Source organism: Catenulispora subtropica (assembly GCF_039531675.1).
In the GTDB taxonomy this organism is placed as follows: domain Bacteria; phylum Actinomycetota; class Actinomycetes; order Streptomycetales; family Catenulisporaceae; genus Catenulispora; species Catenulispora subtropica.
In genome coordinates this window covers 1-9,175 of sequence record NZ_BAAAQM010000074.1, presented here as the reverse complement: position 1 = coordinate 9,175, position 9,175 = coordinate 1, and the positions used below count along the sequence as shown (strand labels likewise).

9 protein-coding genes are annotated in these 9,175 nt (G+C 70.5%); 4 read left to right on the top strand and 5 right to left on the bottom strand.

What is annotated here, in order from left to right; translation table 11 throughout:
• The 3 genes from ABD466_RS39715 to ABD466_RS39705 all read right to left on the bottom strand — a co-directional run.
• Positions 1–1,310: serine/threonine-protein kinase (locus tag ABD466_RS39715; RefSeq protein ID WP_344662464.1), on the bottom strand; the 1,310-nt coding region annotated here is incomplete at its 3' end.
• Positions 1,311–1,384: 74 nt separating this feature from the next.
• On the bottom strand, positions 1,385–1,897 hold the full coding sequence (purE, locus tag ABD466_RS39710; protein ID WP_344662463.1) for a 5-(carboxyamino)imidazole ribonucleotide mutase: 513 nt from the start codon (positions 1,895–1,897) through the stop codon (positions 1,385–1,387).
• Entirely contained in the window at positions 1,890–3,038 is a 1,149-nt protein-coding gene (locus ABD466_RS39705; RefSeq protein WP_344662462.1) for a 5-(carboxyamino)imidazole ribonucleotide synthase, read from the bottom strand. The genes purE and ABD466_RS39705 overlap by 8 nt, the downstream gene beginning before the upstream one ends.
• A 249-nt stretch (positions 3,039–3,287) precedes the next feature.
• Between ABD466_RS39705 and ABD466_RS39700 the strand changes: the two genes are divergently transcribed.
• On the top strand, positions 3,288–3,842 hold the full coding sequence (locus tag ABD466_RS39700) for a GtrA family protein (RefSeq protein ID WP_344662461.1): 555 nt from the start codon (positions 3,288–3,290) through the stop codon (positions 3,840–3,842).
• A 46-nt stretch (positions 3,843–3,888) separates the two neighbouring features.
• Complete coding sequence (locus ABD466_RS39695; RefSeq protein WP_344662460.1) at positions 3,889–4,446, top strand: GtrA family protein; 558 nt, start codon at positions 3,889–3,891, stop codon at positions 4,444–4,446.
• Here ABD466_RS39695 and ABD466_RS39690 read toward each other — a convergent pair.
• Positions 4,409–5,713, bottom strand: coding sequence for a sensor histidine kinase (locus tag ABD466_RS39690; protein ID WP_344662459.1), 1,305 nt, complete (start codon positions 5,711–5,713; stop codon positions 4,409–4,411). The two genes, ABD466_RS39695 and ABD466_RS39690, sit on opposite strands and share 38 nt — an antisense overlap.
• Before the next feature lie 18 nt (positions 5,714–5,731).
• The gene (locus ABD466_RS39685) at positions 5,732–6,400 is read right to left on the bottom strand and encodes a response regulator transcription factor (RefSeq protein WP_012785064.1); all 669 of its coding nucleotides are present in this window, start codon (positions 6,398–6,400) and stop codon (positions 5,732–5,734) included.
• 93 nt (positions 6,401–6,493) lie between these two features.
• Between ABD466_RS39685 and ABD466_RS39680 the strand changes: the two genes are divergently transcribed.
• Together ABD466_RS39680 and ABD466_RS39675 are read left to right on the top strand one after the other, a co-directional pair.
• Positions 6,494–8,008 carry a peptide MFS transporter gene (locus ABD466_RS39680; RefSeq protein WP_344662458.1) on the top strand — a complete coding sequence of 505 codons (1,515 nt, stop codon included), beginning with the start codon at positions 6,494–6,496 and terminating at the stop codon, positions 8,006–8,008.
• 88 nt (positions 8,009–8,096) lie between these two features.
• Positions 8,097–8,990, top strand: coding sequence for a 2-dehydropantoate 2-reductase (locus tag ABD466_RS39675; RefSeq protein WP_344662457.1), 894 nt, complete (start codon positions 8,097–8,099; stop codon positions 8,988–8,990).
• Positions 8,991–9,175: the final 185 nt, after the last annotated feature.

Below are 9,175 nucleotides of genomic sequence, written 5' to 3'. Positions count from 1 at the left end.
GGCTGACCACCGGGCCCCTGACCTGCCCCGCCCGTGCTCCCGGGGCCGTACTGGCCCCCCATCGAACTCATCCCCGCTGCCCCGTACTGTCCGCCGCCGGTCTGTCCGGCTGGTGCACCCGTCGCAGTGCCCTGGCCCCACGGGCCGCCGGGCTGCTGCGCCTGCTGCGCCTGCTGCTGATTCTGCTGCTGATTCGGATTCTGATTCTGGTTCTGTCCCTGGCCCCCGCCCTTGCGGCGCAGGAAGCCGCCGAGGCCGCCGCCCTTGCTTCCGCTCGTGGGCGCCGGGCCGCCCGGCGGCGGTCCGGCGGGCACCTGCGTCTGGCGTACCGAGGCCAGTTCCACCTGCCGCGATGCCAGGTCTCGCGATACCGCCGGCGGCAGCCAGCCGGTCACGTCCGTTCCCGGCAGGGCCGGGATGCCCATTCCGCCGCCGTCCAGGGCGGCGCGGCACATCTCGACCAGCTGCGCCGGGGTCGGACGTGCAGCCGGGTCCTTCGCCAGGCAGGCTCGGGCGATGTGCGCCAGGGCCGGTTCCAGGCCCTCGAGGTTGGGGTCGTGGTGCTCGACGCGGTACAGGATGCTCATCGCGTTGCCGTCGCCGAACGCGGTGCGGCCGGTGGCCGCGTAGACGAGCATCCCGCCGACGGCCCACACGTCCGCGGGGGCGCCGACGTCCGCGCCGGCCACCTGTTCCGGGGCCATGAAGCTCGGGGTGCCCAGGCGCATGCCGGTGCTCGTCAGCATGCTGGCGTCCACCGCGCGGGCGATGCCGAAGTCGATGACCCGTGGACCGTCCGAGGCGACCAGGACGTTCGCGGGCTTCAGGTCGCGGTGGACGATGCCGGCGGTGTGGATGGCCTGGAGGGCCAGGCCGATGCCGACGCACAGGTGCGCCACCGGGCGGGGGGCGAAGGGGCCGGCCAGCTGCACCGCCGTGCTCAGCGGCGGGCCGGGGATGAAGTACGACGCCAGCCACGGTGTCGTCGCCGTCGGGTCGGCGTCCGTCACCGCGTTCACGAACGGCGAGTGCACGGCGCGGGCCGCGGCGATCTCACGGGTGAACCGGCGGCGGAAGTCGCTGTCGGTGGCGAAGTCGGGGCGCAGGACCTTCAGCGCGTAGGCCGGGCCGTTGGGGGCGAAGCCCAGGAACACGTGGCCCATCGCGCCCTGGCCCAGGCGGCCGACGATCGCGTACGGGCCGATCTGGCGGGGATCGGCGTCCAGCAGCGGTTGGATGTTGCGGGAGACGATGCTGCCGGCTCCCAGGCCTCCGAAGCCGGATCCCGGGGCCGGTCGGTTGGCGTCCACTTACTGCTCCCCCACTCTGTCGCGAGCATGATGCGTCTGACGACGCCCCGTTGGGAATACCCCCTACCGTCCGCCTACTCTGCCCTAAGCGCCCGCAGCGCCGCACCCTTGGCCGTCGCCTGGGCATTGAGATCGTCCTGGAACGCGCGCATCGCGCCGAGCAGTTCCACGTCGTGCGCGGCCAGGATGCGGGCGGCGAGGAGTCCGGCGTTGCGGGCTCCGCCGACGGACACGGTGGCCACCGGGACGCCGGCCGGCATCTGCACGATCGACAGCAGCGAGTCCATGCCGTCCAGATACTTCAGCGGCACCGGGACGCCGATCACCGGCAGCGGCGTCACCGAGGCGAGCATGCCCGGGAGGTGGGCGGCCCCGCCGGCGCCGGCGATGATCGTCTTCAGGCCACGGCCGGCGGCGTTCTCGCCGTACGCGATCATCTCGCGCGGCATGCGGTGCGCGGAGACCACGTCGACCTCGTAGGGGACGCCGAACTCGTCCAGGGCCTCGGCCGCCAGCTTCATCACCGGCCAGTCGGAGTCGGACCCCATGACGATGCCGACCAGGGGCGTGGTGCCCGACTCACTCATCGATCTCTCCTCGCAGATACGCGGCGGCGTGCCGGGCCCGCTCGACGACGTCGTCGAACACTGTTCCCAGGACGTTGACATGCCCGATCTTCCGGCCCGGCTTGACGTCCTTGCCGTACATGTGGACCTTGACCCCTGGGTCGTGGGCCATCACGTGCTTGTACGCGGGGTAGACCTCGGGCAGGTCCAGGCCCAGCACGTTCGCCATCACCACCACCGGCGCCACCGGCCGGACCTCGCCCAGCGGCAGGTCCAGCACGGCGCGCAGGTGCTGCTCGAACTGTCCGGTGACGGCGCCGTCCATGCTCCAGTGCCCGGAGTTGTGCGGCCGCATCGCCAGCTCGTTGATCAGCACGCCGCCGTCGGGGGTCTGGAACAGCTCCACGGCCAGCATGCCGGTGACGCCGAGCTCCTTGGCCACGGTCAGCGCGATCCGCTGCGCCTCCAGCGCCGCGGCCTCCGGGAGCCCGGGCGCCGGCACGTAGACCTCACGGCAGATGCCCTCGATCTGCAGCGACTCCACCACCGGGTAGGCCGCGGCCTGCCCGTGCGGCGAGCGCGCGACCTGCGCCGACAGCTCCCGCACGAACGGCACCATGGCCTCGGCCAGCAGCGTCACCCCGCGCTCGGCGGCGCCGGCCAGCACGTCCTCGGCCTCGGCGAGGTCGTCGACGACCCACACGCCCCGGCCGTCGTAGCCGCCGCGCGTGGCCTTCAGGACGTAGGGGAAGCCGACCGAGACGCCGAAGTCGGCGAGGTCGTCCTGGGTGGACACCAGGGACCACTCGGGACAGGGCAGGCCGAGCTCGGTGAGCTTCCGCCGCATGAGCCCCTTGTCCTGCGCGTAGACCAGCGCGTCGGGGCCCGGCCGGACGGCGACCCCGGCCGCCTCCAGCTCGTGCAGGTAGTCGGTGGGGACGTGCTCATGGTCGAACGTCAGCACGTCGCAGCCGGCCGCGAACTTCTTCAGGGCGTCCAGGTCGTGGTGGTCGCCGATCACGGTTCCGGGCATCACCTGGGCCGCGGGATCGCTGGGACTCTGGGCCAGGACCCGGAGGTTCACCCCCAGGCCGATCGCTGCTTGCTGCATCATGCGAGCGAGCTGGCCACCACCTACTACGCCTACAACGGGGAAGTTCACTGCCTAATAGTAACTGCGGCGCGCAGCGCCTCCTTAACGGGCGGTGGTGGGAGACGGGCGGGGATATCTGGACACCTAGGGGATCCCATAAACGGGCGAAGCCCCACGAATGGAGGGAGGCCGATGTCACAGCTACGTAGCAGTGAGTAGATTTAACGCAGGTTTCGCATGCGGGCGTCGATCCTGCCAAGAAGGGAACGGTACCCTCGATGCGCTAGGAGAAAACCCGATGGAAGACAGGTGGCTGGCGTGACGGTCGTGCGTTCGCTGTACAACCGGTTCGAGCACCTCGTCCACGAGCTGTCGAAGTTCGGGGTCGTGGGCGCCGTCGCCCTGGTCGTGAACATGTCGGTGCTGAACGTCATGCTGCTGGCCGTCAAGGACAAGCAGATCGTCGCCACCATCGTCTCCACCGTGATCGCCACCTGCGTGGCCTACCTGGGCAACCGGTACTGGACCTACAAGGACCGCGACAAGATCGACCGCCACCGGGAGATGCTGTTCTTCTTCCTGATCAACGGTGTGGCCGCGGTCATCGAGGTGATGTTCGTCTTCATCGCCAAGTACGGCCTGGGCCAGGACGGCCAGCTGGCGGTCAACGTCGCGAAGTACGCGTTCGGCATGCCGGTGGGCATGCTGTTCCGCCTGTACTGCTACCGCACCTTCGTCTTCCCCGAGGGCTCCGAGCCGGTCGAGGAGGCCGTCCCGGCCGCGGCGCACACGCCGCTGTACCCGGCCGGCCACCCGCTGCACGTGCCGCACGGCCACCGGCAGCAGCCGGTCGCCGAGACCGCGGCCCGCTAGCGCCTGCGCGGCAGCCCCAGCCCCAGCCCGACTCGGAAACCCCATAGTGCTCGTCCTCGTCTTCAAGACAGCGCTCACCCTGGTCGCCAAGGCCGTCTCGACCATCCGCAAGCTGTATGCCGAAATGCTCAAGTTCGGCGTGGTCGGGGCGGTCGGTGTCGTCGCCGACGTCTCCAGCTCCAACCTTCTCTGGAAGTTCACCGGGCTGAGCCACACCGTCGCCTCCGTCGGCGGCACCCTGGTGGCCACGGTGACCGCCTACATCGGCAACCGCTACTGGGTCTTCCGCCACCGGCCGGCCGACGCCCGCCGCCGCGAGATGGCGCTGTTCGCGCTCATCAGCCTGGTCGGCCTGATCATCGAGAACAGCTTCGTCTTCGTCGCCGACCACGTGCTGGGCTTCCATAGCATCGCCGCGGCCAACATCGCCAAGTTCGTCTTCGGGCTCCCCGTGGCCGGCGTCTTCCGGTTCACCACCTCGCACCTGCTGGTCTTCCCGGAGTCGCAACAGGAGACTCAGGGAGTCGACGGCGCCGCCGCCCGGAACAACGGCGAGGACAACGGCTTCAGCGCGCAATCACCGACAACGGCGAGTGCTCCGTGAGGAAGACGGCGAACACCGCCGGCCGCTGAAGCACCAGGTTCAGCCGCCCGCCGTCGGCCTCGGCCAGCTCCCGCGCCACCGCCAGCCCCAGCCCGGTCGACCCGCGCGAGGACGCGCCCCGCTCGAACAGCTTGACCTCCAGGTCCGGCGCGATGCCCTCGCCCTCGTCGCCGACCTCCACCACCACCGAGCCGCCGGTCGCGCGGGTGTGCACGGTGACCGTGCCGGCGCCGTGGATCAGCGAGTTCTCCAGCAGCGTGGACAGGATCTGGGAGAACGCGCCGGGGGTGGCCATCGCCATCAGCCGCCGCTCCCCGGAGACCACGATCCCGCGCCGCATCGACTGGTACGCCGGGCGCCACTCGTGCACCTGCTGCCGGATCACGGTGTCGACCTCGATCGGCACCGCCAGGTCCGAGCGGCGGTGGGTGCGCACCGTGGTCAGCAACCGCTGCACCACATCGGTCAGCCGCTCCACCTGGGACAGCGCCACCTCGGCCTCGTCCCGCACGGTCTGCGGGTCGTCGGCCAGCGCGATGATCTCCTCCAGCCGCATCGACAGCGCGGCCAGCGGGGTGCGCAGCTCGTGCGAGGCCTCGGCGGCCAGCCGGCGCTCGGCGCCCAGCATGGTGGAGATCCGGTCCGCGGAGCTGTCGATCACCTCGGCGACCCGGTCCAGCTCGCTGATGCCGTAGCGGCGGTGCCGGGGCCGCGGGTCGCCGGAGCCCAGGCGCTCGGCGGTGGCCGCCAGCTCCTCCAGCGGCTTGGTCAGCCGCCGGGCCTGCAGGTACGCCAGGCCGGTGGCGGCCACCAGCACGGCCAGCGCCACGCCCCCGATCAGGTACATCGAGCTGCGGATCTGCCGGTCGGCCGGGGCGCGCGGGGCCTGCACGGTGACGTGCACGCCGACGTTGCTGAGCACGTTGTTCACGGTGTAGCTGGCGGTGAACGCCGGGGCGCCGGCCGGCAGCGGGTCCACCCGCAGCGGGCTCTGGCCGTCCACGATCACCGTCGCGGCGTGGCCGGGGGCGATCATCCGCTTAACATTCGGCGCGAAGTCGGACAGCCCGACCGCGTTGGCGCCGTTCAGACTGGCCTTGCTGACCTGCATCGACACCGTCTCACCGAGGGTCTGGGCCTCGGTGGCGAGCACGGTCTTGGTACTGCTGTCCACCGAGCGCACCTCGAGCACCGCCAGCGGCACGCCGAGCAGGATGACCACCATCATGACCACCAGGAAGGTGGAGGAGACCAGGCGACGGCGCACGACGGGGGCCCGGCCCGGTCAGCCGCGCTCGAAGCGGAAGCCCACGCCGCGCACCGTGGTGATGAAACGGGGGCGCGAGGCCTCGTCGCCGAGCTTCTTGCGGAGCCAGGAGATGTGCATGTCCAGGGTCTTGGTGGAGGACCACCAGGTGGTGTCCCACACCTCGCGCATCAGCTGGTCGCGGGTGACCACCCGGCCCACCTCGCGGACCAGGACCCGCAGCAGGTCGAACTCCTTGGCCGTCAGGTTCAGCTCCTGGTCGCCCAGGTAGGCGCGGTGCGACTCGATGTCTATGCGCACGCCGTGCACGCCGTTGCCCAGGTCCGGGGTGCCGCGCCGGAGCAGCGCGCGCACCCGGGCGAGCAGCTCGGCCAGCCGGAACGGCTTGGTGACGTAGTCGTCGGCGCCGGCGTCCAGGCCGACCACGGTGTCCACCTCGTCGGCGCGGGCGGTGAGCACCAGCACCGGGAAGGTGTGGCCGTCGGCGCGCAGCCGGCGGCAGACCTCCAGGCCGTCCATCCCCGGCAGGCCCAGGTCCAGGACCACCAGGTCGACGCCGCTCTGACCGGCCAGCAGGGCCCCGGGGCCGTCGGCGCGGACCGTGACCTCGTAGCCCTCGCGTCGGAGCGCCCGCGCCAGGGGTTCGGAAATGGCGGCGTCGTCCTCGGCGAGCAGTACACGGGTCATGAGTGTGATGGTAATCGGGGTGGCCCGGCTGTCGCTCCCCCATCCGGAGCATTGCCGGTAATGCACGGATCACCCGCGGGGAGGGGGGAAGCCATGACGACCACGGAGCCTCCGCCGCCGGGAGGCGGCTACTCCCCGCACGGCAAGCCGCCGCCGGAGGACGACAAGGCGTTCTTCGGTCAGCCCAAGGGCCTGCAGACCCTGTTCGCGACCGAGTTCTGGGAGCGCTACAGCTTCTACGGGATGCGCGGCCTGCTCGTGCTGTTCCTCACCGACACCGTGGCCAACCACGGCCTGGGCTTCTCCACGAAGACCGGCAACAGCTTCCTGGGCATCTACAACAGCTTGGTCTACCTGATGGCGCTGCCCGGCGGCTGGATCGCCGACCGGATCTGGGGCGCCCGGCGCTCAGTGCTCTGGGGTGGCATCGTCATCGCCGCCGGCCACTACGTGATGGTGATCCCGACCAAGGGCACCACCTTCCTCGGGCTGGCGCTGATCGTGCTCGGCACCGGTCTGCTGAAACCCAACATCTCCGCGCAGGTCGGTGATCTGTATCACACCCATGACACGCGGCGGGACACCGGTTTCACGATCTTCTACATGGCGATCAACATGGGCGCGTTCCTGGCGCCCCTGACCGCCGGCTGGGTGGGCCAGCACGTCAACTACCACCTGGGCTTCGGATGCGCGGCGATCGGCATGACGTTCGCGGTCGTCTTCTACATCGCGCAGGGCAAGCATCTGGGCACGGTCGGCATGTGGCCGCCCAAGCCGATCGCCCACCGGGAGCTGAGGCGGACGCTGCTGCTGACGGGGCTGGTGCTGCTGGTCGTGGTGGCGATCGTCGTGGGCTGGATGGCCTTCACGCAGTGGAGCGTCGCGGCGTTCTCCGACGCGCTGGCCGCGCCGATCATCGCCACGCCCTTCCTGTACTTCGGGTACATGTTCGGCCGCGGCGGGCTCTCCAGCGGGGAGGCGCCGCGGCTGTGGGCGTTCGTGGCGTTCTTCATCGGCGCCACGGTCTTCTGGATGATCTACGACCAGTCCGGCAGCCAGCTGAACCTGTTCGCCGCCGACAAGACGAACCTGTCGGTCTTCGGCTGGCAGATGCCCGCGGTGTGGCTCCAGTCCGCGAACCCCTTCTACATCATGGTGTTCGCGCCGATCTTCGCCTGGATGTGGGAGCGGCTCGGCGACCGGGCGCCGCGCACCACGGTGAAGTTCGCGATCGCCCTGATCTTCATCGGGCTGTCGTTCTTCGTGATGAGTCTGGCGGGCAAGAACGCCACCCCGACGCACAAGGCCTCGATCGCGTTCCTGGCCGTGACCTACCTCCTGCAGACCCTCGGCGAGCTGTGCCTGTCGCCGGTGGGCCTGTCGGTGACCACACAACTGGCGCCGGCTCGGTTCGCCGGGCAGATGCTGGGGCTGTGGTTCCTGGCCACGGCGGTCGGCAACGCGCTGAACGTCTACGTCACCAAGCTCAGCACGGTGGTGAGCGACTTCAGCTACTTCCTGTCCATCGGCTGTGTCGCGCTGGGCATGGGCGTGATCGCCTTCCTCACCGCGCCGTTCATCAACCGGCTGATGGGTGACATCCGGTGACGGCCGCGCCTCCGCCCCGACGGCGCCGTCGATGACAAGCTCTTGTTGGTTGAGCGCTATTCCAGATTCGCACATACGCTTGACATCCATGGCGGACATAGCGGTGGTGGGGCCTGGCGCTATCGGTTCGGTCGCGGCGCTGGCCGTGCAGCAGACGGGACGGCACGCCGTCACGTTGTGCGCGCGGCGCGATCCGGGGGCGATCCGGGTGGTCGACGACGTCACGGGCGAGGTCACGGACCTCACGATGCCGGTGCTGACGTCACCGGCGAAGGTCGACGGCCCGGCGGACTGGGTCCTGCTGGCGGTGAAGGCGCACCAGACGGACGGCGCGGCCGGCTACCTGGGGGCGCTGTGCACCCCGCGGACCACGGTGGTGGCGCTGCAGAACGGCGTGGAGCACGTGGCCCGCGTGGCACCGCACGCCAACGACGCCCGGGTGCTCCCGGCCATCGTCTGGATCAGCGCCGAGCCGACCGGGCCCGGTGAGGTCACGGTCCGCAACAACATCTCCTCCCTGCTCCAGGTCCCGGCCGGCCCGGAGGGCGAGGAGTTCGCGAAGCTGCTCGACGGCGCGCCGGCGGTCGAGGTGGAGCTGGTCTCGGACTTCACGACCGCCGCCTGGCGCAAGCTCACCACCAACGCCATCGCCGGGATCATGGCCGCCACCGGCCGGCGGGCCGCGGTGTACCAGCGCGAGGACGTGAAGGAGCTGGCGCTGGGCCTGGCGCGCGAGACGCTGGCCGTGGCCCGCGCCGAGGGCGCGCAGCTGCCGGAGGAAGAGGCCGAGGCGCTGGTCGGGATCTTCGAGCGGATGGACCCTGACATCGGGTCCTCGATCCTGTTCGACCGGCTGGCCGGACGCGAGCTGGAGTGGGACGCGCGCAACGGAGTCGTGCGGCGCCTGGGGCGGCGGCACGGGATCGCCACGCCGGTGTCCGACGTGCTGGTGCCGGTGCTGGCGGCGGCTTCGGACGGCTGACGCGCCGGGAGACGAGGCGCTCCTGGTGTTTGGTGTGGGGTGGTCGGTGGGTCTGTGGGTGGGTTCGCGGGGTGGGTTGCTGCGGTTCGGTTGTGGGTTGAAGATCAAGAGCCTTGTTACGACCTTCGGCCATGGTGTTGATGGTGCGGGGTTGGTCGGGCGGGCTGTGGTCGTCGGCTGACGGT

What these genes read in the sequence shown, in the direction of transcription:
- ABD466_RS39675 (WP_344662457.1), top strand. Translation starts at nt 8,097, where the DNA reads ATGGCGGACATAGCGGTGGTGGGGCCTGGCGCTATCGGTTCGGTCGCG.
- ABD466_RS39685 (WP_012785064.1), bottom strand. Translation starts at nt 6,400, where the DNA reads ATGACCCGTGTACTGCTCGCCGAGGACGACGCCGCCATTTCCGAACCC.
- ABD466_RS39680 (WP_344662458.1), top strand. Translation starts at nt 6,494, where the DNA reads ATGACGACCACGGAGCCTCCGCCGCCGGGAGGCGGCTACTCCCCGCAC.
- purE (WP_344662463.1), bottom strand. Translation starts at nt 1,897, where the DNA reads ATGAGTGAGTCGGGCACCACGCCCCTGGTCGGCATCGTCATGGGGTCC.